Origin of the sequence: Mucilaginibacter gossypii, from assembly GCF_900100945.1 — a bacterium.
GTDB classification, from domain to species: domain Bacteria; phylum Bacteroidota; class Bacteroidia; order Sphingobacteriales; family Sphingobacteriaceae; genus Mucilaginibacter; species Mucilaginibacter gossypii.
Genome location: NZ_FNCG01000002.1, coordinates 338,336 through 361,569 on the forward strand (window position 1 = coordinate 338,336; position 23,234 = coordinate 361,569).

Annotated in this window: 28 protein-coding genes; 27 read left to right on the top strand and 1 reads right to left on the bottom strand. The window is 39.7% G+C overall.

Annotated elements, in window-relative coordinates; all coding sequences use genetic code 11:
• The first annotated feature begins 134 nt into the window (after positions 1–134).
• The 24 genes from BLS28_RS04810 to BLS28_RS04920 all read left to right on the top strand — a co-directional run bounded on the left by BLS28_RS04810 (position 135) and on the right by BLS28_RS04920 (position 20,222).
• Positions 135–452 (top strand): helix-turn-helix domain-containing protein, encoded by a 318-nt coding sequence (locus BLS28_RS04810; RefSeq protein ID WP_217633088.1) that lies wholly within the window; start codon positions 135–137, stop codon positions 450–452.
• Between the two features lie 2 nt (positions 453–454).
• Positions 455–790, top strand: a complete 336-nt coding sequence (locus BLS28_RS04815) for a hypothetical protein (protein WP_091163157.1) — start codon at positions 455–457, stop codon at positions 788–790.
• A gap of 194 nt (positions 791–984) precedes the next feature.
• Entirely contained in the window at positions 985–1,590 is a 606-nt protein-coding gene (locus BLS28_RS04820) for an AAA family ATPase (protein WP_091163158.1), read from the top strand.
• A gap of 71 nt (positions 1,591–1,661) precedes the next feature.
• Positions 1,662–1,922, top strand: a complete 261-nt coding sequence (locus tag BLS28_RS04825; protein WP_091163159.1) for a hypothetical protein — start codon at positions 1,662–1,664, stop codon at positions 1,920–1,922.
• 177 nt (positions 1,923–2,099) lie between these two features.
• Entirely contained in the window at positions 2,100–2,522 is a 423-nt protein-coding gene (locus BLS28_RS30480) for a plasmid mobilization protein (protein ID WP_143020694.1), read from the top strand.
• Complete coding sequence (locus tag BLS28_RS04830; RefSeq protein ID WP_091163160.1) at positions 2,477–3,733, top strand: relaxase/mobilization nuclease domain-containing protein; 1,257 nt, start codon at positions 2,477–2,479, stop codon at positions 3,731–3,733. The genes BLS28_RS30480 and BLS28_RS04830 overlap by 46 nt, the downstream gene beginning before the upstream one ends.
• Positions 3,734–3,744: 11 nt before the next feature.
• Positions 3,745–5,682, top strand: a complete 1,938-nt coding sequence (gene mobC / locus BLS28_RS04835; RefSeq protein ID WP_091163161.1) for a conjugal transfer protein MobC — start codon at positions 3,745–3,747, stop codon at positions 5,680–5,682.
• Positions 5,683–5,780: 98 nt separating this feature from the next.
• Entirely contained in the window at positions 5,781–6,014 is a 234-nt protein-coding gene (locus BLS28_RS04840) for a helix-turn-helix domain-containing protein (protein ID WP_091163162.1), read from the top strand.
• A gap of 140 nt (positions 6,015–6,154) precedes the next feature.
• Positions 6,155–7,024 carry an RteC domain-containing protein gene (locus BLS28_RS04845; RefSeq protein ID WP_091163163.1) on the top strand — a complete coding sequence of 290 codons (870 nt, stop codon included), beginning with the start codon at positions 6,155–6,157 and terminating at the stop codon, positions 7,022–7,024.
• Positions 7,025–7,174: 150 nt separating this feature from the next.
• Positions 7,175–7,705 carry a hypothetical protein gene (locus BLS28_RS04850; protein ID WP_143020695.1) on the top strand — a complete coding sequence of 177 codons (531 nt, stop codon included), beginning with the start codon at positions 7,175–7,177 and terminating at the stop codon, positions 7,703–7,705.
• Positions 7,706–7,738: 33 nt separating this feature from the next.
• Positions 7,739–8,077: a DUF4134 domain-containing protein gene (locus BLS28_RS04855; protein ID WP_091163165.1), complete on the top strand. Its 339-nt coding sequence runs from the start codon at positions 7,739–7,741 to the stop codon at positions 8,075–8,077.
• Between the two features lie 10 nt (positions 8,078–8,087).
• A complete protein-coding gene (locus BLS28_RS04860) occupies positions 8,088–8,402 on the top strand; it encodes a DUF4133 domain-containing protein (protein WP_091163166.1) in 315 nt (104 codons plus the stop codon).
• Between the two features lie 2 nt (positions 8,403–8,404).
• Positions 8,405–10,894, top strand: a complete 2,490-nt coding sequence (locus BLS28_RS04865; protein ID WP_091163167.1) for a TraG family conjugative transposon ATPase — start codon at positions 8,405–8,407, stop codon at positions 10,892–10,894.
• 16 nt (positions 10,895–10,910) lie between these two features.
• Positions 10,911–11,285, top strand: coding sequence for a hypothetical protein (locus BLS28_RS04870; protein WP_091163168.1), 375 nt, complete (start codon positions 10,911–10,913; stop codon positions 11,283–11,285).
• 58 nt (positions 11,286–11,343) lie between these two features.
• A complete protein-coding gene (locus tag BLS28_RS04875; protein ID WP_091163169.1) occupies positions 11,344–12,027 on the top strand; it encodes a conjugal transfer protein TraI in 684 nt (227 codons plus the stop codon).
• The gene (locus BLS28_RS04880; RefSeq protein WP_091163170.1) at positions 12,014–12,706 is read left to right on the top strand and encodes a hypothetical protein; all 693 of its coding nucleotides are present in this window, start codon (positions 12,014–12,016) and stop codon (positions 12,704–12,706) included. The genes BLS28_RS04875 and BLS28_RS04880 overlap by 14 nt, the downstream gene beginning before the upstream one ends.
• 13 nt (positions 12,707–12,719) lie before the next feature.
• Positions 12,720–13,367 (top strand): hypothetical protein, encoded by a 648-nt coding sequence (locus BLS28_RS04885; RefSeq protein ID WP_091163171.1) that lies wholly within the window; start codon positions 12,720–12,722, stop codon positions 13,365–13,367.
• 10 nt (positions 13,368–13,377) lie between these two features.
• Positions 13,378–14,589: a conjugative transposon protein TraJ gene (gene traJ, locus BLS28_RS04890; RefSeq protein ID WP_091163172.1), complete on the top strand. Its 1,212-nt coding sequence runs from the start codon at positions 13,378–13,380 to the stop codon at positions 14,587–14,589.
• A gap of 24 nt (positions 14,590–14,613) precedes the next feature.
• Positions 14,614–15,228, top strand: a complete 615-nt coding sequence (traK, locus tag BLS28_RS04895; protein WP_091163173.1) for a conjugative transposon protein TraK — start codon at positions 14,614–14,616, stop codon at positions 15,226–15,228.
• A gap of 4 nt (positions 15,229–15,232) precedes the next feature.
• Positions 15,233–15,562, top strand: coding sequence for a hypothetical protein (locus tag BLS28_RS04900; RefSeq protein ID WP_091163174.1), 330 nt, complete (start codon positions 15,233–15,235; stop codon positions 15,560–15,562).
• A gap of 3 nt (positions 15,563–15,565) precedes the next feature.
• Positions 15,566–16,846, top strand: a complete 1,281-nt coding sequence (gene traM / locus BLS28_RS04905) for a conjugative transposon protein TraM (protein ID WP_091163175.1) — start codon at positions 15,566–15,568, stop codon at positions 16,844–16,846.
• Between the two features lie 12 nt (positions 16,847–16,858).
• Positions 16,859–17,683: a DUF4138 domain-containing protein gene (locus tag BLS28_RS04910; RefSeq protein WP_091163176.1), complete on the top strand. Its 825-nt coding sequence runs from the start codon at positions 16,859–16,861 to the stop codon at positions 17,681–17,683.
• Positions 17,684–17,721: 38 nt separating this feature from the next.
• Complete coding sequence (locus BLS28_RS04915) at positions 17,722–18,882, top strand: hypothetical protein (protein ID WP_091163177.1); 1,161 nt, start codon at positions 17,722–17,724, stop codon at positions 18,880–18,882.
• 380 nt (positions 18,883–19,262) lie between these two features.
• Positions 19,263–20,222, top strand: coding sequence for a hypothetical protein (locus BLS28_RS04920; RefSeq protein ID WP_091163178.1), 960 nt, complete (start codon positions 19,263–19,265; stop codon positions 20,220–20,222).
• A gap of 13 nt (positions 20,223–20,235) precedes the next feature.
• On the opposite strand, the gene BLS28_RS04925 is transcribed toward BLS28_RS04920, so the two are convergent.
• Positions 20,236–20,481, bottom strand: a complete 246-nt coding sequence (locus BLS28_RS04925) for a hypothetical protein (RefSeq protein WP_091163179.1) — start codon at positions 20,479–20,481, stop codon at positions 20,236–20,238.
• A 605-nt stretch (positions 20,482–21,086) separates the two neighbouring features.
• Here BLS28_RS04925 and BLS28_RS04930 point away from each other — a divergent pair.
• The 3 genes from BLS28_RS04930 to BLS28_RS04935 all read left to right on the top strand — a co-directional run bounded on the left by BLS28_RS04930 (position 21,087) and on the right by BLS28_RS04935 (position 23,198).
• Complete coding sequence (locus BLS28_RS04930; protein WP_091163180.1) at positions 21,087–21,749, top strand: prolipoprotein diacylglyceryl transferase; 663 nt, start codon at positions 21,087–21,089, stop codon at positions 21,747–21,749.
• Positions 21,750–21,957: 208 nt separating this feature from the next.
• Positions 21,958–22,125: a hypothetical protein gene (locus BLS28_RS30725; protein ID WP_176844371.1), complete on the top strand. Its 168-nt coding sequence runs from the start codon at positions 21,958–21,960 to the stop codon at positions 22,123–22,125.
• A gap of 5 nt (positions 22,126–22,130) precedes the next feature.
• Complete coding sequence (locus tag BLS28_RS04935) at positions 22,131–23,198, top strand: DUF932 domain-containing protein (protein ID WP_091163181.1); 1,068 nt, start codon at positions 22,131–22,133, stop codon at positions 23,196–23,198.
• The last annotated feature ends 36 nt before the right edge of the window (positions 23,199–23,234 follow it).

Below are 23,234 nucleotides of genomic sequence, written 5' to 3' on the forward strand. Positions count from 1 at the left end.
AATTATAATTATAAAAATACCTATTATTTGATGGATATTCCTGTATAACCTTTAATAAAAAACACCTACCTCATACATGAGGTGTGAAAAATCTATTTTTTTCCTTTTCAGCTTTGCTCCATAAAATATTGATTATGGAAAAAGCTATTTCACATTTCGATAAACACGGAAAGATGTTCCGCGACCAACTTATTACAGTTGGCGACCTTTTAGAATTTAAAGACCTTTTGCTATCAGATATAAAATCTATGCTTAAAGACCAGGTTAGCGGTAAAACCAAAAAATGGTTAAAAGCTATGGAGGTCCGTAAGATGCTAAATATATCACATGGCAAGCTACAGGCTTTGCGAGATAACGGCAAAATCCCCTTTACCAAATTAGGCAAAGTCACTTATTACGATGCCGACAAAATAGAAGGGCTAATGGAAACAGCAACCGTCGTTAAATTCTAATTATGCAAAAGCGCAGGGCTAAGCGACGCGTTATTCAGCAGCAGGAATTGATTGCTGTTTTTGATGACATTTTGGCTTATTCTACCAATAAGGGAATGGGCTATCAAATACCGCCGCTCATCGGCCATGTGGCAATTTATTTCGATCAGCAAAGTATGGCTTTGCCGGATGCCCAAAGATTTTTTCAGCATCACGAAAATATGGAATGGAAGACCGTTACGGGCAGGCCGCAAAAAAACTGGAAAGTTTTAGCAAAGGATTGGATTTACAACACTGTTCAGCAAACAAAATTATTGGAACGCAAGGAGGCAAAACGCGTGGCGTTCCCCGATACATAATTACAGGTTACTGTATTTACAGCAATATGTAATTATAGAATTATGTAATTGTAGAAGACTGCAATTGTGGAAGTACAGGCTTACAGCAATATGTATTTACAATACCTCTGCAATTAAAGAAATATGTATTTAAAGATTTACAGCATTATGCAATTACAGCATTATGTATTTATAACAATTTAGAATTACATAAAATGGGAAAGATCATCACGGTAGCCCACCAAAAAGGGGGCGTAGGAAAAAGCACACTCGCAATGAATTTAGCAGTGTGTTTTCAGGATCAACTAAACGTTGCTTTGGTTGATACGGATTTACAGGGTAGCCTCTTTCAGATTAAAGAGGAACTACCTGGCCTGGCAGTTGTCGGTAACGAACAGTTGCAGGAAATCAAAAGGTTAGATTACGACCTGATTATAGTTGATACCCCGCCTTATCTGTCGAACAAACTACCGGAACTGTTCAGTCTTTCGGATTTTATATTGATACCTACTAAAGCAGGCTTTTTTGATGTAATGGCTATCCGGTCAACCATCGCCTTAGTAAAGGATGCGCAGGTGAAAAAGCCCGACATACAAGCTGGCATTGTAATGAATATGATTAAACCCCGCTCAGGCATAACTAAGGAGGTAAGCGGCCTTTTAGAAAGCATGGAAACCCCTGTTTTGGAAACTATGATACATGACCGGGTGAGCATTGCAAGGTCGTCTATCACCGCAGGGGTGTTACAAGGAAGCGATATCAAAGCGATAGAGGAAATTACATCCTTAGCGGAAGAGATCGTTAACCGCATCAGTGCATAATTACATAAATACATATTTATGTAATCGTCAAAAATCTCTTGAATAACGATGTACTAAAAGAAAGATTTACAATGACAGATTATAAAGACAAACTCGGCGGTTTAGCGGACAAACTTAAAAAGGATACGCCCAAAACGCCCATACAGGAAGTTCACCCGATCAGGCAAAGTGCCGCATTAAAAGAGGAAGAGGCGCAGTTAAATGTGTGGATTCCAAAGGCGCTTTTAAAGCGCATGAAATCCTACGGGGTGGAGTACGATACATCTTTAAAAGACATCAGTGTCGATGCTTTAAAATTCTTTTTAGATACCAAATTGAAGAAGTCAACATGATACAGGTCTTAAAGGAATGCTGGCAGGTTAAAGAAGTTTTAAGGGATGAGATTGCCTCTTAATAGCAATCAGCAAGATAAACGTTTGTCGGACAAACGGATCTTGCCCCTTCCTTCCGAAGTCTGTCGGGGGTAGGGTAAAAATCCTCCAGGGTCGGATTTTTTAAAGATTACAGAAATGGAAAACGAAGAAGAAAACAGGGAGCGCAAAGTAACCACGAGGTTTAAGCCCAATGAATTTAAAGTACTTGATACCCGCTTTAAGAAAACAAGATTTTTAAAAATGAGCGAGTACATCAGGTGCGTTTTGCTTGAAAGACCGATCACGGTAAATTACCGGGATAAGTCAATGGATGAAATGCTGGAAGAATTGGCATTGCTCCGAAAAGAGTTAAATGCAATCGGCAATAATCTTAACCAGGCAGTTCGACAAATCAATAGTGCGCACGGAAATGCGGATAACCGCTTATGGTTAAATCTGCTTTCCATCATTGGCAGTAAGGTCGATCCGGCCATCGGTCAGATCAAAGAACGTATGCAAAACTTTTCAGAAATATGGTCGCAAAAATTAAAACCGGGAGAAGCATCAGCGGTGCAATAAACTACAATGAACATAAAGTAAGGCAGGGCAAAGCAGAGTTGATTTCAGCACAAGGTTACCTGAAAGATCCGGTCAATTTAACGTTCAATGATAAGCTTCAAAGATTGACCGATCTTACCAATCGAAATGAGCGAACGCTCGTGAATACGCTGCATGTTTCTTTAAATTTTGCCGTGAGCGAAAACTTGGAGCAAGGCGTTCTTCAGCAAATTGCCGATGATTATATGGATGGTTTAGGTTTTGGCAAACAGCCCTATTTGGTTTATCAGCACCATGATGCAGGACACCCTCACCTGCATATCGTAACGACCAATATTGAGCCGGACGGTAAACGTATAAGTTTTCATTTACTGGCAAACAGGGCTTCTGAAAGTTCGAGAAAACAGGTTGAATTAAATTACAATCTGGTAAAGGCAGAAGAGCAGGGTAAACAGCAAAATGTAATCAGCAGGCCATTGGAACAGGTGAATTATGGCAAGTCAGAACTTAAAAGGTCGATCACCAATGTGGTGAATGAAGTGGTAAAAGCGTACAAGTTCACAAGTATTCCCGAACTAAACGCGGTACTAAATCAATACAATATTACCGCTGATCGGGGTTCTAAGGATTCAAGAATGTATGAAAAAAACGGGTTGGTTTATTGGATACTTGATGAAAAAGGCAACAAACTTGGGGTTCCGATCAAGGCCAGCAGCATCTACGGAAAGCCAACTTTAAAGGCACTTGAAGACCGTTTTAGATTAAATGAGGTGTTGCGCAAACCCCTGAACGAGCAATTAAAATCAAAAGTTGATAAAGCATTAGCAACGCCGATCTCTAAAATGACGTTTCAAAAAAAGTTAAAAGAGGACGGTATTCAAGTCATTTTTCGGCAGAACGAAGAAGGCCGTTTATACGGGATAACGTTTGTAGATCATGGGTCAAAATCGGTGTTTAACGGGAGCGATTTAGGCAAAAATTATAGTGCTGCCACATTAATAAATTGGTTTAAAAAGGATGAGGTCAACCATAACCAAACAGTTTCCAAAAAGGAAAATAACATCGCACAGGCTCCAAAAAATACTGACAATATTTCAGCATCGAATACGGCCGGCAGCAATGGTGATTCGCTGCTTAATATATTATTCAAAGAAGAACAACAAGACATGGCAGCTATCGGCAGGCTGCAACAGAATAAGCGCAAGAAAAAAAGAAAAGGACACTCACTTTAAAATATATTATCATGCAAACAGGTGAAAACGAACAAGCCCTAAGAAAGATAATTGACTTTACCAGGCTTTTAAGTATAGCTATTTTAATAGTACATTTTTATTTAAGCTGCTACCCGGCTTTCCAGATTTTAGGTTTAACAAAGCCTTTTGTAAATCACATTTTATTACCCTTATCGAAGATGGTAGTTTTTGCTAAAGTGCTTTATGCAAAACTGGCCGCGCTGATCCTTTTGATGATTTCGCTGGTGGGTAGTAAAGGCAAAAAAGATGAATCGATTAAGGCAAGCAGGATTTTTATTTATTGTATGATGGGATTGATAATGTACTTTATCAGCACCCTGTTTCTTACAATACATTATCCGGCCACTACGATAGCAGTATTGTATATCGGCGTTACAGTCATTGGTTACATGCTACTACTTTCCGGTGTAAGCCTGCTTTTCAGGATGCTAAAACTTAATTTAGGCAAGGATATATTCAATAAAGAAAACGAATCTTTCCCGCAGGAAGAACGGCTTTTAGTGAATGAATACTCTATCAATTTACCTGCGGTTTATAATCTAAAAGGTAAAAGCCGTAAAAGCTGGATAAATATTATTAACCCGTTCCGGGGAACACTGATTGGTGGTAGCCCAGGTTCGGGTAAGTCTTACTTTGTCATCCGTCACATTATTACACAGCATATTCAAAAAGGCTTTACCATGTTGGTTTATGACTTCAAGTACGATGATTTAACAAAGATCGTATATAATGCATTGATAAAATATGGCCACCTATACAAAGTAAAACCAACTCAATACATTATCAATCTTGAAAATATTATGCACCGGGCTAATCCCTTAGAACCGCATACCATGTTTGATATTACCGATGCGATAGATTCAAGCCGCACAATTATGCTCGGCCTTAATCGCGAGTGGATTAAAAAGCAAGGTGACTTTTTTGTTGAATCCCCCATTAATTTTATTACCGCCATCATGTGGTTCCTAAAGAAATATGAAGATGGGCGCTATTGTACTTTACCCCATGTAATAGAATTGGCGCAGGTAGAATATAAAGACCTGTTTGAAGTATTGTTGCAAGAACCTGAAATAGAGGTATTAATTAACCCTTTTGTGTCTGCCTGGCAAAATGAGGCTTACGAGCAATTGGAAGGACAGGTAGCCAGTGCTAAAATCAGCCTGGCCCGTATATCGTCGCCGCAATTATATTATGTATTGAGCGGCAACGATTTTTCTATGGACATTAATAATCCTAATGAACCCAAAATAGTATGCCTTGCCAATAATCCGCAAAAGTCACAAATCAATGGCGCGGTTTTGTCCTTGTATATCAACCGGATTAATAAGCTGGTTAACCGCAAAAATCAATTAAAATGCAGTATGATTTATGATGAGTTTCCAACTATTTACTTTAACGGTATTGATAACCTGATCGCTACAGCCCGATCAAATAAAGTGGCCGTTACATTAGCCGTTCAGGATTATAGTCAACTAAAAAAAGATTATGGGCGTGAACAGGCAGAGGTCATTTTGAATATTGTAGGGAACATTATTTTTGGACAAGTAACCGGCGATACGGCAAAACAACTTTCAGAGCGGTTTGGCAAAATTAACCAAGAAAAAGAAAGTATCTCGATCAATAGTCAGGACACCTCAATCAGTAAATCAACACAACTGGATTACGCCATACCTGCATCGAAAATATCCGCCTTATCTTCCGGTGAATTTGTAGGTATGGTGGCAGATGATCCCGATAACAAAATTGATCTAAAAACTTTTCATAACGCGATACAAAACGATCACGAAGCAATCAGGCAGGAAGAAGCAGCCTATCAGCCTATTCCGAACGTACGCAATGTCGACCAGGCGGAGGTGCTGATAACTTATCACCAAATCAAAGAAGACGTTAAAAGAATAATTGAAAGCGTTTTAAGCAACATTTCTTAAATAAAGCAAATATTTTTCGTAATATTTCATATATAAGAATTAATACAACGTATCCGTTGTGTTAATTTCGTTCTGTTTGCCATTCTTTTATACTTCCGATGAAAAAGGAAGAACTTTTAAAAGATTTAGGTGAGCGAATACGCACTGTCCGAAAGGATAAGGGTATTACTCAACTACAGCTTGCTCACTCCATCGGAAAAGACCAGCAATCAATTCAACGTTTAGAAGCAGGTAATATAAACCCCTCATATATTTATCTGCAAGAAATAGCCGAAGGTTTAGACACCACCCTTCTGGATATGCTGAATAAAGAATTGCCTGCAAAAACCTGATAAAAATAAACATTGCGAGAACTTTATTTAATTACAGCGATGTAATTATGCTTTGCTATACGCGAATATTACGCCGTATAAGTTTTACGGCTTTACACACATTTTTTATAACCCAGTACTAAACCTATCTAACCTTATCTATGAGAACTATTACAGAGCGCTTTTACAGCGCTTTAGAAAACCAATTAAATGAAGTTTCAATTAATGGCGATTCATTAGCCGATCAATATAAAACGTCTATCCAGCTTTGCAAAAAAGCAATGGCTAAACTTAAAAATTATATATCCAGCTACAATTTTGAAAACACCGAGGATGAGGTGGAATTTTTCAAAGTTGTAAAACCCCAATTTTATAGTAAGTATATCTACTTTATCAATGTGTATAATTTTTTGATGCAAAAGCCTTTAGGAAGTGAGGAAATTATAAAGGATTATATCAACTACGAACTAACCGATATAAAAAGGTTTTTCGACCATAACCATGCATTTTACCAGTATTACCGTTCCGGTTCTACACAAATGGATGAAGTTTATTTTACGCGCGGAGGCTTTGACGTTCATGTAGAACTGGAAGATTTTGAAGAAGATGAATTATATTCTACAAGCCATGATTATAAACTATCTAAAGTTATAGCTAATGAGAAATACCAGGATTATCTTAACCTCGAATTGCAAAAGATTTTAAATCACGATGAAAAGCCACAGGAAATCGGTATAGAATTACCATTGACCTGGACTGCCAATAAAACGGATTTGGTCGAATTGATTTACGCACTGGTCGCGTTAGGGGTATTTAATAATGGAAATACCGAAATCAAATCGGTGGTGAGTTTCTACCAAACGGTTTTTCACGTCGATCTTGGCTCTTATTATCATAAGTACACGGACATAACACGCAGGAAAAAAGAAAGAACCTCATTTTTGGATAAACTAAAGCTGGCTTTGTTGCGCCGTATTGATGAAAAATTGGATGAGGAACCAACTCAACAACAAAGGATCAAATTTGGGTGATTTGCAATAGTTTGTTTTTCAGATACTTATTTGCCGGTTAAATAAAAAAACACCTACCTCATGTGTTAGGTGTGAAGAATATATTTTAGGTAACCCAACCTTTGTTTTCGGAATCGCCGCATGGTGCGGTGGTTTTTAAACCAAAGTAATATGTTGTCTTCAATTTCGTGGCAGCACTATCTTGCAGCCGTTGTTATCATCACCATTTCATATTACCTGTACGTAATTCTCAGGTACTATCAAAAAGAGATCGGCAATCTTTTTAATCGCAAGCCGCAAAATGCTGATGTATTTTCAGCAATTCAATCTCCTGTTATTTCTGTCATGGGCCAGGCCAAACCGGATAATGGTGTAACCGTCACCGAAACCCAAAATTTACCATTTACCGATGTTATGCCGGACGAACCTATACAATCCATCACGGAGCAAATGCAAACCGCCGACATTCAAAGTGATCCATCTTCTGAATTAGTATCGGAAGCCGGTAACTTGATTGATGCGTTTAAGGATGTTGATAATAAACAGGAGTTTTTAACGCTCTTGGGTATTTTGGTCAGCTCTTATAAAAGGTTTCAGGAGCAAATAGATCTTCCGGCTGCTCTAAGCCGTGTGGTAGAAATTTCCAAAGACAAATTAAAATTCACAGTTGCCCTATCCGATTTTCAAAACACTTGGGCTTAGGCAACCTATCCGTTTACATTAATTCATAAAATTATGAAATCTCAAAAAACAGACTTCCGTTCAAGAGCGGTTAATTTTTTCAGGCATCTACTGGCAACAGTCACCTTATTGATAATCAGCCTAAGCCTTTACGCTCAGGATGGCAATTCAGGAATAACGGCAGCAACTACACAGGTTAAAAGTTATTTCAGCACAGGCACAAGTTTGATGTATGCTATCGGTGCCATAGTCGGACTTGTGGGAGCGATCAAAGTATTCAAAAAATGGAACGACGGTGAACATGATACTGGCAAAGTTGCTTCAAGCTGGTTTGGCAGTTGTATCTTTTTAGTGGTAGTCGCTACGGTACTAAAATCATTTTTCGGAGTTTAAAATTTTAATCATGGCATTGTATCAGATAAACAAGGGCATAAACAAGCCAATCGAGTTTAAAGGGCTGAAAGCACAATACATTGGCTACCTCGCTGTGGGGCTTGTACTGTTGCTGATCGGGTTTGCTGTAATGTATATCGTCGGGGTGCCGGTAGTTTCCTGTATCATCATCATATCCGTTTTAGGAAGCGCCCTTTTTTACCAGGTATTCAAATTAAGCCATAAATACGGTGAACACGGCTTAATGAAAAAAGCAGCCAAAAGGTACTTACCCGACCATTTGAAGTTTACTACACGAAACATCTTTTTACAACTAAAAAAATAATCATGGCATCACACAGCAAAGCAGAGCAGGTATTTCCTGTATATAAGGTGGAACATAACTGCATGGTTTCCGCAAATGGCGACCTTACCATTGGTTATAAAGTGAACCTGCCCGAAATTTTCACTTTGTCAAATGATGAATATCTTTCTTTTCACGAGGTGATTATAAAAGCGTTGAAACTACTGCCTAAAAATACCGTGTTTCATAAACAGGACTGGTTTATCAATGATCAATATGAAGCTGTATTTGCTAAAGAGGACCATCAGCAGGTTAAAACATTCTTATCTCATTCAAGCGAACGCTATTTTCACGAACGCGAGTTTTTGCATCATCATTGCCATATCTTCATTACTAAAAAACCCGATAAGTTTAAACAGTATTCAAGCGCAGTTAGTTCCCTGATGCGTAAACGCATAGTGCCTGTACAAACAACCTGCGACGAATTGTTCAGGGACTTTCAGGATAGCGCAGGGCAGTTCGTAAGAGTGTTGGAGGATAGCGGTTTAATTAAGTTAACGCGCCTGAACAATGACGAATTAGCCGGAACATTAAATAAGGCCGGGGTTTTGGAGCAGTATTGTTTTCTGCTTAATCAAAGCGAGGCACCAGTATTGAAAGATATTCATATTCAGGATGAGATCAGGATCGGTGATAATCACTGCCAGCTTTACACTTTAAGCGATGCCGAAGATTTGCCGCCATTATGCGGCCCGAGGATCACTTATGATAAATATAGTACGGATAAAACAAAATTCAGCACTGGTTTTGCTACGCCGATAGGTACGCTATTAAAATGTAACCATTTGTATAACCAATATATATTTATCGGTGACAGCCTGCAAGCGATCAAAAAATTGGAAGCAAAAAAATTGCGCCTGCAATCTCTTTCGGCTTATTCGCGCGAAAATGCGATTGGCCGCGATGCTACGCACGATTTTTTAAATGAGGCTATCAGCCAGCAACGCCTACCTGTAAAGGCGCATTTCAACGTTTTAGCCTGGACGGATAACCCTGCGCTATTAAAAGATCTAAAAAATAAGGTTAGTTCATCGTTGGCTCAAATGGATGCGCAGCCTAAACAGGAAACCGACGGTGCTGCTCAAATCTGGTGGGCGGGGTTGCCTGGCAACGAAGCCGCTTTTCCAATGAACGATACATTTGATACTTTTGTTGAACAAGCTACCTGTTTCTTAAACCTTGAAACAAATTACCAGTCAAGTATCAGCCCATGTGGCATTCGCTTAGGCGACCGTTTATCCGGCAAACCGGTTCATGTGGATATTAGTGATGACCCGATGACTAAGGGAATTACCACCAATCGCAATAAATTTATTTTAGGTCCGTCAGGCAGCGGCAAATCTTTTTTCACCAATCACTTATTAAGAAGTTATTTTGAGCAGGGTTCGCATGTGGTTTTAGTAGATGTGGGACATAGCTATCAGGGACTTTGTGATTTTGTTGGTGGTTATTATTTTACTTACACCGAAGACGAGCCGATCAGTTTTAACCCGTTCTACATCGCTGATGGTGATTATCTGGATACCGAGAAAAAGGAAAGCATCAAGGCGATGATCCTGGCTTTATGGAAGAAAGAAGATGAAGGCGTACAGCGGTCAGAATATGTCGCCATATCCGATGCTTTGTATCACTATTACGAGAAACTAAAAAACCATCCTGAAATTTTTCCGTGTTTTGACAGCTTCTATGAATTTCTAAGCGAAGATTTTTATGAAACGATGAGGCAATCAAAAGTTAAAGATATACGTTTTGATATTGATAATATGTTATTTGTATTGAAACCATACTATAAAGGTGGTGAATACGCCTACCTGCTGAATGCGAAAGAAAACCTTGACCTTTTGCAAAAGCGCTTTATTGTCTTCGAGTTGGATAATATTAAAGACCATCCTATTTTATTCCCGGTAGTTACACTCATCATTATGGAAACGTTTGTTTCTAAAATGCGAAAGCTTGCCAAAGACACTCGTAAAATGATTCTGATAGAGGAAGCCTGGAAAGCTATTGCACGTGAAGGTATGGCCGAGTACATCAAATATCTTTTTAAAACAGTCCGTAAATATTTTGGTGAGGCATTGGTTGTTACCCAGGACATTGAAGATATTATTAGTTCGCCGGTAGTTAAACAGGCCATTATCAATAACAGTGACTGCAAGATCTTACTTGACCAGCGAAAGTATCAAAATGACTTTCCTAAAATACAACAGCTATTAGGGATAACGGATAAGGAAACGGCACTCATTATGAGTATGAACCGCAACAATGATGAGAACCTGAAATATAAAGAAGTTTTCATCAGCTTAAACGGCCAGTTATCAAAAGTTTATCGCACCGAAGTAAGCCGCGAAGAGTATTGGACTTATACCACAGAATCTTCGGAAAAAGCAAAAGTTCATGCCTACACTAAAAAATTAGGCAGTGTAAAGCTTGCGATAGCCGCTATAGTCAGAGAAGAATTAGAAAAAGCAGCATAAACTAAAACCTATAATTATGAAAGCATTAATCGTTATAATAAGCCTAACATTTGTAGCCCTTATAGGATGCAAAAGTAATTCCCAAAGCAACTCGTTAGAGGGTACTTTTACAAACCAATCTAAAAGTGAATATAGTACCGCATCAGATACATTAATAATAACGCGATCGAGTCAATCAAGCAATACTTATCAAATCGAGCGAAGAACAGGTTTTCAAAAAATACGGAACGGGGTAACTCAAGCCAAAGAATATAAAACCGAAAAATGGCAATCATCATGGAGTGACGATAAACAAGTATTGTCTGAAACTGAATATGGCCGTCAGATAACTCCCGGTAAAGACGGTAATTCCGTAAAGTTGAAAAATACGGAGTACCAAAAAATTAAGTAATATTTTCTAAATATCAGTAAGTAATTCCTGTATATACACAGGGATAAGGGGGCTTTTTATGAAAAATTTACCTATAAAAATGGTTTCATTGGTGGTATTTATTGCTTTGATATTACCCGTCCAGAAAGCAAAAGCACAATTCGTAATTGGCGAAGTGATCAAACTCACAGTTACCAAAATCATTAAGGCTATTGACCTTAAAGTACAGCGTATGCAGAATAAAACAATATGGCTTCAAAACGCGCAAAAGGTCATCGAAAATCAAATGTCCAAAACCAGGTTGACTGAAATTTCAGGTTGGACAGAACAGCAAAAACAATTATACAGCAACTACTATACGGAATTAGGAAACATCAAAGCCACCATATCAAAATATCAGCGGATAAAGGATATCACGATGAAACAAGCGGCTCTGGTCAGTGAGTACAAACAAGCCTGGAGTCTATTTCGCCAGGATAATCATTTCAACCCGCAGGAACTAAGTTATATGCAGCAGGTTTACACCGGCATCTTAGATGCGAGTGTAAAAAACCTTGATGAGATCATGCTCGTAGTTAGTCCGGCAAAAACACAAATGACGGATGAACAACGCCTCGAATTGATTAATAAAGCCAGTGACCATTTGGATGAAAATTACAATGATTTGCACCAGTTCAATAATCAGGGTATCAGGTTAAGCCTGCAACGCAGTAAAGATTTAAGCGACACACAATCAATTAAAAAGCTTTATGGAATCAATTAACCAAATAAAAACACGGGCCGACGAGATCCGTCGTAAGAGCAAGAAGTTGCTGGCTTTTACGGTAATGACAGTTGCCGCATCTGCACTGGCTACTACGGTAAGGGCGCAAACTTTTGCTGAATGGTTCCAACAAAAAAGCACGCAAAAAAAATACCTTTTACAGCAGATAGCTGCATTACAGGTTTACGCCGCTTATTATAAGGCCGGCAATAATATCGCTCATAATGGCCTGGGTTCTATTACGGGGTCTTTAAAAACAGAAAACGGGTTGCATACTACCTACTACAATAACCTGAATACCGTTAGCCCTGTAGTAAAGAATAACAAACAGGTAACCGACATACTGCAATGGCAAAAAGATATACTTTCTCGAATGAGTCCGCTTGAAAAAACCGCCAATCTTAACGATGGTGAAAGAAAGTATATCATAATGGTTAAGACTGCTTTATTTAAAGATTGCGACCAGCAGATCACCGAATTACAAAATGTGATTACTGATAGCAAACTAAAAATGAGCGACGAAGAACGGTTAAAACATATTGGTGTGATTCACTCCGCTATGCAAAATAATTACCGTTTTGCTTCTGCATTTGCTGACCAGGTTAAAGTTTATGCAGTGCAGCGTGCGCAGGAAAATAATAATGTGATCTCCGAAAAGAAGATTTACGGGATTCAATAAAAAGCCAGTTATTATGAAGAAGAAAATAAAGAATATCGTAATTATAGTGGTCTTTTTTCTTTGCCTGGTTACGACAAAAGTTGCGACCGCACAGGTTCAGGAAATGCAGCAATTGATTTTAGATATTGAAAAGCTAACCCAATTGAAAGGCATATTGAGCGATATGAAAACGGGTTACCAGATCTATCAGCAAGGCTATGGTAGTATATCCCAATTATCCAAAGGTAATTTTGACCTGCATAGCATTTACCTTAATGGTTTACTTTCTATAAACCCTACTGTTAAAAACTATGGCAGGGTAGCCGAGATAATCACCCAGCAAGTTAGTTTGGTTAGCGAGTATAAAAGTGCCTATAAACAATTTCAGCAAAGTGGCTCATTTAGTTCAGGGGAATTGAATTATATGAGCAATGTATATACGCAGCTTGTCAACCAAAGCCTGCAAAATCTGGACGATCTAACAAATGTGCTTACCGCTGGTAAACTGCGAATGTCCGATGATGAACGAATGCGGGCTATTGACCGCATCTATGCCAGCAGTTCAGATAAGCTGCAATTTCTCCGGCACTTCAACCGGCAAGGCGTTTTACTCAATATTCAGCGCACAAAGAATATTGGTGACACCCGAACGGTGAAGCGGCTCTATGGTATAAATAACTAATCCCAATTTTATGAAAAAGAACATTAATTTAACCGCAATTCTTGCGGTAACGGGGATAGCTTTTCCTTTATTTTCCAAAGCAGACGGCCTTGCTACAGATATACAGGGCTTGCAGGGAACTTTAAATGGCGTTTATAATGATATGTTGCCTATGTGCAGCCAACTCATCGGAGTTGGCCGGGCAATAGCCGGATTTGGTGCGTTATGGTACATCGGCAGTCGCGTATGGCGGCAGATAGCCAGTGCCGAGCCTATAGATTTTTACCCCCTGATGCGGCCATTCGCTTTAGGCTTAGCCATTCTTTTGTTCCCTACGGTCATCGCCATTATCAATGGAATTATGTCGCCGACCGTAAGTGCTACGGGTGGGATGGTACAAAATTCAGATGCGGCTATCGCCGCCTTGCTGAAAGCCAAAGAAGCGGCGGTAGAAAAAACGGACACCTGGCAAATGTATGTTGGTGCTGATGGCGATGGCGACAGGGATAAATGGTACAAATACACCCATCCCGATGACCCTACAGGCTCAAACGAAGGTATGCTTGCCAGTGTAGGTAATGATATGAAGTTTGCTATGTCCAAAGCTTCCTATAATTTCCGCAATTCAGTTAAGCAATGGATGTCCGAAGTATTGCAGGTGCTATACGAAGCAGCGGCTTTATGTATCAATACCATCCGGACTTTTTACCTGATCATTCTCGCCATATTGGGGCCAATTGTATTTGGATTAGCTGTCTTCGATGGTTTTCAGCATACCTTAACGGTGTGGCTGGCTAAATACATTAATGTATTTCTATGGCTGCCGGTGGCAAATATTTTCGGTGCGATTATCGGCAAGGTTCAGGAAAATATGCTGAAACTGGATATTACCCAGGTTCAAAATGCGGGTGATACTTTCTTTAGTTCCACAGACACCGCTTACCTCATATTTTTAATTATTGGCATCATCGGTTATTTCACCGTACCAAGCGTAGCCAACTATATAGTAAATGCAGGCGGCGGCAACGGTTTACTACAAAAGGTAAACAGCATCGTAAGCAACACGAGCCAGTCGGTAGCCGGGGCGGCATCATCAGGTTTGTCAGCAGATGCCTTTGGCAATCAAAAATCCAACACCAGCCAAAGCATGGCCGACAGCGCAGTATCAAAGCCATACTTTCAGGATAATGGCAGTAACCCAAATAACGGTCGGGCAAGCAAGATCGATCCACAGCAAGCCTAATTATTCACCTATAAATAAATAATCATGTTTACACATCTCAAAAACATTGAAACAGCCTTTAAGCACATCAAATTATTCAGCTATTTTTTGATTGCAGCATGTACCATTATATCCTGTTTCGCACTTTATAAAAGTTACCAGGCAGCGAACATCGCAGGCAGCCACATTTACATTTTGGCTAATGGGAAAGCGTTGGAGGCTTTTGCAGCCGACCGGAAAGACAATATACCGGTAGAAGCACGCGATCATATCCGAATGTTCCATCATTATTTTTTCACTCTTGACCCTGATGAAAAGGTAATTGATGCCAATATAGGCAAAGCCTTATATCTGGCTGATGAAAGTGCCAAAAATCAATACAACGATTTAAAGGAAAAAAGTTACTACAACAACCTTATTTCCGGCAATATCAGCCAACAGGTTACCGTGGACAGTATTCAACTGGATATTAACCAATACCCTTACTACTTTAAATGCTACGCCACTCAAAAGCTGATCCGCTCTACTTCAACTGCGAACCGCAGCCTGATCACACAGGGTTACTTGCGGAATGTAGCAAGGTCGGACAATAACCCACATGGTTTTTTAATCCTGCATTGGGAAACTTTAGCTAACAGGGACACTACCATTCAACACTAAAGCTATGAATTTATCAAACAGTAAAACATCAGCGCAATTGAGCGACAAGGTTGCAGCATCGCTGGCAAAACAGATAATTAATTTTCAAACTCTTTTTTCGGCCGGGCTTAACAGGTGGTTTAACGCCTACACTATTCGCCAAAAGAAACAGATCGCTATTGCAATCGGGCTGCTAATATCCATCATATTGATTAGCAGTTCATTTTGCAGCTTTTATACCATTCCCAAATTATCACAAAATTATACCTCTGCCCATATTGGGCAGGCATCCGATTTTCCCAATCCCCGATTTATTAAACGTCAATTAACAGATTCATTAACTAAAAAAAAGTAAATCATGAATGCAGTATTAAACAGCGGCCAATTGCCGCAGCATACTCCTGAATTTTTGAAGGAGCGCAAATTTTTAGTCATTATGCCCCTGCTTATCATCCCGTTTTTAACGATGGCATTTTGGGCGTTAGGCGGCGGTAAGCAATCCGCATCTGCCTTTGAAAACTCTAATGCGCAGGGATTAAACGCTACGCTACCACAAGCGCAATTTAAAGATCAAAAAGCCCAGGACAAAATGGGCGTTTACCAAACCGTTAAAACGGATTCCGCGAGTTCAGCCAGTAGCGGGGTTAGTGAAAGCTTCGTAAAATCAATGGGACTGGATGCCGCTAAAGCGGGACACACCGATTCAGTTACCCAGCGTTCAACCGCTAATCTTACAGGTGGCCCGACAATAGCAGATGTGAACGAAGCAAAAATTCAGGCCAAGCTTGCCGCTATTAATCAGCAGATTAACCAGCCGGAAACACCGAATTACGGCAGTGGTGGTACTTCCTCGCCGCAATCTGCCGCCGACGTAAAAAGGTTGGAATTAATGATGAAAGCCATGAATGGTAGCGGTAGTAGTAGCGACCCTGAAATGAAGCAGCTAACTCAAATGCTTCAGCAAATAAACGATATACAAAATCCCGGCAACGCCAATAGCAGGTTGCGTAACCAATCACTCAAAAACCACGGGCGCGTTTATGCGGTGATGGCAGCGAATGATGATGACGATTATCATTCCGCATCCAATAAAATGCAAGTAAGCTACGCATCCTATGATGGTGGTGGTCAATCAAAGAAACGCCGCTCTGCTAATACTGCCGAAACAGCAGGTAATACCATACAGGCAGTAGTGCATGAAGATCAAACGTTAGTAACCGGCGCGGTTATCAAATTAAGATTGCTGGATGGTATCTATGTAAACGGCAAAATGATACCTAAAGGCAGTTTTGTTTACGGCACTTGCTCGTTGAACAATGAGCGTTTAGAAGTCAAAATTACCAGTATTCGTTACCTCAATAACATTTTGCCGGTAGCGCTCGCTGTTTACGACCTTGACGGTATGGAAGGCTTATATGTTCCAGGTTCCATCGGAAGGGATGCCGCAAAAAATGGTGTTGGGGATGCCGTGCAGTCTATGCAACTCCTGTCAATGGATCAGTCTGTAGGTACACAGGCCGCAAGCGCGGGCGTTGAAGCCGCCAAAGGTTTATTCAACCACAAGGTAAAACAGATCAAAGTTAAAGTAAAGGCCGGTTACGAAGTCCTTTTAAAGGATAGTAACGACCGTGACAATTAAACCAAATAAGCCATGAAAAAATCATTCATTATTTTCATTCTTGGTGCCTGGGGGACAGTTTCCTACGCGCAAGATACCGCCTATGTTAGCCGTGATAAAACCACCGCTTTATTTTTTAAATCCGCTGTTAAAATTATCAGCAAACCAACATCAGATTTTGATGTAAGCCAAAAAGAAGATGCGCTGATTACTATTAAAGCGCTGGATGCGGATTTTAAGCCCACACGCATAAATGTGCAGGAAATTAGCACTGCCAAAATCTATCACATTCCTGTTGAATATTCTTACGGGCGTGCCGGTAGGCGTATTGAAGTTGACGGAGCAGCACCAATGACGGTAAGGGTTATTAAAACCGCTGATTATAATTACAGCGCAGTAGTTACCCAATTAGCCGAGGGTAAACGCAAAGATGTAGTAGACCGCGAAAAAACAGGAGGTGTAAAAGCCTGGGTTGATAAACTTTCACTTGCTGGTAACCGGATTTTCTTTAGGCTGGATATTCGTAATAAATCCAATCTGCCTTATGAAATTGATTTTGTCCGTTTTTATATCAGGGATTTAAAAACGGTTGCGCGGATGGCTACTCATGAGCAGGAGATAGTGCCATTAATTACCACACTTCATAAAAAAACTTCAATTGCACATAAACAGGAGATTGCAAAGGTATTTGGCTTTCACCGCTTTTCGCTTTCTGAAGACCAGGCACTGAATGTTGAATTATACGAGCGCAACGGGAACCGCCATTTATACCTGCAAATCAAACAAAAGGATCTGGACAAATCAAACCCGATTGAAGTGCCCAGGCTTGCTTTGGAAACAGTCGCTTTCAATCATTAAATATAAATGCCAAACTGGTTGCATATAAAAACTAAGGTATGGAAGACGAGCAAAATTTTGACGAATTGATAGGCGAATTGGATTCGTTGGGTATCAATACAAGGGATATAAGCGGCACGATCTGGCAAGCAATACAACAGGAAGTCAGCCTGAAGGCTATATCTTATCATGATGAGCAGGCAAGGATTGTTTTAGACATTGGATTAGACGATTCATATAGAACGAGCCTGTTTGATTATGCGGTTTATTATCCAATAACACCTGAAAGATCTCATGTACAGGCATTTGATACTGATGTACCTCTTTCCGATGCAAAGAAGCTACTTCAGTTGCGGATAAAAAAAAACATAGACGAGCCAATAGGTGCTTATGAACCGATGTCACAAAGAGAAGTAATACAAGAATTAAACACTTTAAATCAAAATGTTATGAACACACAAAATGCAGAATTTTTAAAAAAGAGCCTTTTAAACTTAGGGTTTGGAGAAAAATTAAACACTGAACTTGATAAAGAAATGGCCGCTAAAACACCGGAGTTTAAGTTAGGACTGCAACACGAGTTTAACCAAAAGACGGTTGACTACACTTTGCACTTTAAAGCCGGTGATAATCAGGATATGTATTTCTTCAACAAGTATGATGCAACCATCAACCACAAGGACGACTCTGCAAAGAACATCGATCAAACTTTTTTTATAAATAAGGGCAGCGGCATTACTGCTAAGGAAGCCTTTAACCTGATGGAAGGCCGCGCCGTTCACAAACAGCTTTACAACTTAGAGGGGCAAAAATACCAGGCTTGGTTAACGCTGGATGATAAAAATTTGACCGAGAACGGCAACAAAAAGATCAAGCATTACCATGAAAATTATGGCTACGATCTTGAAAAAGTTATTGCCGGAAAAGGTATTAGGGAACTGGAAGACCCGAAAACAAAGGAAGAACTTTTATACTCCCTTAAAAAAGGTAATGCACAACAAATAACCATTGGAGGAGACGATGGCGATAAAAAGTATTTTATCGCGGCTAACCCACAATACAAAACCGTTGACCTTTTCGACCATCAGATGAAAAAAATAAAACGGGAAGAATTGCTGCAGACCGACCAAAAGCCTGTTAGAAATTTAAAACAACGTGAGCAGCAAAAGGAGGATGCTCCTGCAAAAAAGCAGTCGCGTAAAGCCAAAGTTCACGTTTAGGCAAATTAAAAAGGGAAGTAAAGGCTTCCCTTTTTTTGTATTGTGATTTTTTTAAATCCAGTTTTTTATTGTTATATAAATACGAATGGCTTACTTTAATTTGGTGATACTTGACAAGTTCGTCCCATCATTCTCTAAATACTACGTAAATTGCGGATCATAATTTATTCTAAACCATGTACATATTCAACCGCGACACCATAAAACCTTTCGACATTCTTCTATTCAGATTCCCAGGAAACAGAATGTCTGATGCAATCCGACGGATATGCAGATCAGAGTATAGTCACGCGGTCGTTTATATTGGCGACGATTCTTTTATAGAAGGTGTAGAACCAGTTGTTACGCTATTTTCGACTTACAGGTATTTTTTTAACGAATTGGACAACCTTAAAGTGCTGCGTTTGAAACCGGAATTTATCGCAGGATTTGATTCAACAAAAGCAGAACACGCAATCAGGCGGTTAGCCTATTGTAATTACTCTAATTCACTACTTTCTTCCATGAGAAAGCAGGATTTGAACTATGAACATATCAGCCGTTTTAAGGATGATGGGCAATGGACAGGCGGCGTAGTATGCTCTACAATGGTTTCGCTGCCGTACTATGCTGGCGGAATAGATATTTCAAATAACGAAGAACCATACTATGTTGACTTTGGTAAAATAGAAAGTTCTGAATATTTTGAGGATGTTACTGCCGATGTTTTTGTTCAGGTCGAAAAAGAGCCAGGCGAAAATATGTTTGATTATTTCAGTATGCTGCCTACGAATACCATTTTGGAAAAACAGGCAGAAATTGTTGGTCGGCTAAACAATTTTGTTGAACAGCTTTTTAAGGAGGTTAAGGCTGAAAAAGATTTATTTCCTGAATTGAAAATTACTGATAAAGATTTTGTTTTTAGTAATTGGGAGGATATTTACCCATACATAAATCAATGGTTTGAAACTGAAAAAGGCCAGGAAATAGATAACCGAATTTATCAGGAGGTTTATTCATCAGGCTACACCAACTTATGGTTTGACGAGGTACATTCAAAAAGATCGCTGTATTTCCCTTTTTATTTTATTTTACCTCGTGAAGATGGACCAAAACGAAAAATCGAATCAAAAAAACATTATGAACTTTCATGTGAAAGCTTTGAACATGCACTGGAGCGAATGAGCGAAGCCGAAGATGCTTTATTTAACAATTTTACAATTTGCCCTTCAAAAACTTTACATCTGTTATTAGATATGTACAGATCGTGGACAGATTTGCTTCGATCAACTATACGAGAATATCAGAGTATAATCAAAGAATATGATCAGCTTAAAGCAGCACTTGTTCAATTCGGGTAGCCATCAAATAAATTTAAATACTATTTATCGCTGCTTTTAATTCCTTGGCTCCAATCGTGAAATTGGTGATAATGTTTGCTTTTTGCGTTGGGTCAGATGTTACTTCTCTTGTACTTTTTTCAAACAGAGCAACTTCAAGCTGCCTGTTTTGTAAAGCAGATACGGCATAGCTTGATACATTTGGATTAGAAGTTATTTCTTCTTCCTTTTCAGCGAGACAATGTTTTAGATCGTTTACTATTTCTTCTAATTCTTTCATGGTCTAAGTCTTTATCCAAAATTAATAATTATTATAAGCAATGCGCTTTTAAACTTATAATTATTGTATGCTGTCCCTCCGGCCAGGCTTTCCGCTATATCTTTTCCCTGAAAAGGATGCCGTTTCAATCCTTGACAGGTGACCACTCCAATATCCGACGATCAAAGATAGCTGCTGCATTTTTGCTGCGCTGCAAAAAGCATTCGCTAATCCGCAAACTTCCCCCAGCTCCGATTAAGAGCATCGTTCAGGACTTCACTCGTTTACCCGCTTCATTTTATTACGCCGGGAAAAGCTTCGCTTGCCTTCATTCTGCACTTAATAGACTGCTGAAATATCAGATGCTTTCAAGATGCTATTTTCCAAAGAAAACGGACAAAAGAGGCGTCAAGATCGGTCAGCCCGGTCGTACGCACGCATAATGTCCTCCGCTTTGCTGCGGCCACCCTTCGGGACTTATAGTTCTCCCGCCCAGGCTTTACGACCGCCTTTTTGACTTTCTTTTTTACCGTTTTTTCTTTTGAAAAATAGCTTTTCAGGGAAAGTCTTCGGGAAAAGAGGGAAACAAAAAAACAAATTTTTAACCCTTTTAAATCATTTAAAAAATGAAAACAGCAGAAAAAAATGCAAACGGTGTACAAGGTGCAGCAGCAAAAAACAACCAAACAGTTAACCGCAGTGAAAACCGCCCAAGCCTTACAGGAAAGGAAGCTAAACAAGATGAAACCGCTAAAGATCAAACACCTGCCCAAATTCCGCAAGTTGAGAAAACCAACCCTGCCGAGGCTAAGACCAGTAGCCCCGCTACAATGGATAACCAACCCGCTAACGTTGCGCCCTTTACCACAGGACAAGGCATAGACGAGCCTAAAGCAGAACCCGCCAAAAGCGAAGAAGTGAAAGCGGAAGCCGTGCAAGCAGCACCCGTTAAAACCGAAGAAGTAAAAGCCGAACCTAAAAAATTTGCTTTGAACTTAGAGCAAACTTTAAAATCGGTGGAGGGCTTGCACCGCCTAAGCATTCAGCGCATTACCCTGTTATCCCGTATCAAATTACTGGAAGATTTTGAGGTGAAACTGATTGAGGAAAACGACGAACTGGAAAATAACCCTTATCAGGGTTGCAAGCTGATTATCAAAGATGATAAAGGACGGGAGTTTGTCACCAATACGCCGAACCTAATCCGCATGGTTTCACAATTTATATTCGATGCCTGCCACGAAAAACTGGCCGAAATTGAAGCAAACATCATTTTCCCCAATGCTTAAACAAATTATGCTCCCATCCCGAAGCTATCGGGATGGTGAGCATTTTTTATGGTTTCACAAAAAACAGCAATTCCTATGTACGAACAATTTGTAGAACTGACCAACCAAATATTTTGGGAGGGTTACGCTGAAACATTAGCAAAAGAAAACCCTACACGGTTTCAGTTAGAACTAAATGATTTTATAAACACCTACCAATTTTAAAGCAATGGAAGACACGATTTTTTTATTGGTGAAAGTGAAAATTAAAACCAGTTACCAAAGCATACACGATGCTATAGCCGAACTGCAAACCGAAACGGTTTACACCATCGGCAGCACAGAAAATGTACAGGTTATTGAAACGGAAATAATAGACTTAAAAACTAAAAAATAAAGATCATGGCACATCAAATAAATTTCAATCAGAAAACGGGCAAAAACAGCTTTATGAGTGTAAAGGAAAAAGCCTGGCACGGATTAGGGCAAATTATAGACCGTTACCCAACAAGCAGCGAAGCTATACAGCACGCAGGTTTAGATTATATTGTGGAAAAACGCCCTTTATTTACTTATGATACCGCCAACCATTTAGGCGAGGGTAGCGATGATATAATGATACCGGAAATTGAAGTGCCTAATTTTTTTGCAACAGTTCGGGCAGATACTGAACAGGTTTTGGGTGTAGTGGGCAACGATTACGAAGTAGTGCAAAACCGTGATGCTTTTTCGTTCTTTGATGAGATCGTAGGCGGTGGCGATGGCATTTTATACGAAACGGCAGGGGCTTTAGGTAATGGTGAGCGGGTATTTATCACCGCTAAGTTGCCCGATTATATTAGGGTTGGTGTAAAGGACTGGATAGAGCAGTATTTATTTTTGACTACTACGCATAATGGTTTAGGGAGCATTACCGCAGCTTTTACGCCAATCAGGATAGTTTGCAATAATACGCTTAACGCTGCCATGAATAACCATTCAGGGGCTATTAAAATACGCCATACCGCATCGGCTACCGAACGCCTGAAACAAGCCCACACGCTTATGGGTATCAGCAAATCGTTAGGCGGTGAAATGGAGGGCTTATTTAACCAATGGGCTAAAGTGCGTATCACGGATGCCGAAGTTAAAAAACTGATACAAATTGCAATGGCACCTAATAAGGAAGTTTTAGAAAATTTAGCCGAAGGCAAATTAGATTTGCTTTCAACCCATTATACCAATATCGTAGATAACGTGTATGAGTACGCATTAGGTAGCCAGACCCAGCAGATGGAAACCACCGCCGGAACGGTGTTTGGTGCTTATAACAGTGTTACGGGGTATTTTCAGAATGTGCGCAGTTTCAAAAGTGACGAGGCGAAGTTTAAATCTATCATGGATGGTACAGCCAAACAACGGGCGCAAACCGCCTTTAATCTTTGCCGTGATTTTGCGGTGCAGGGTAGCGAAGCATTGATTTTTAATTGATAACTAACAGGGGGAGCAATCCCCCTTTAACTTTTT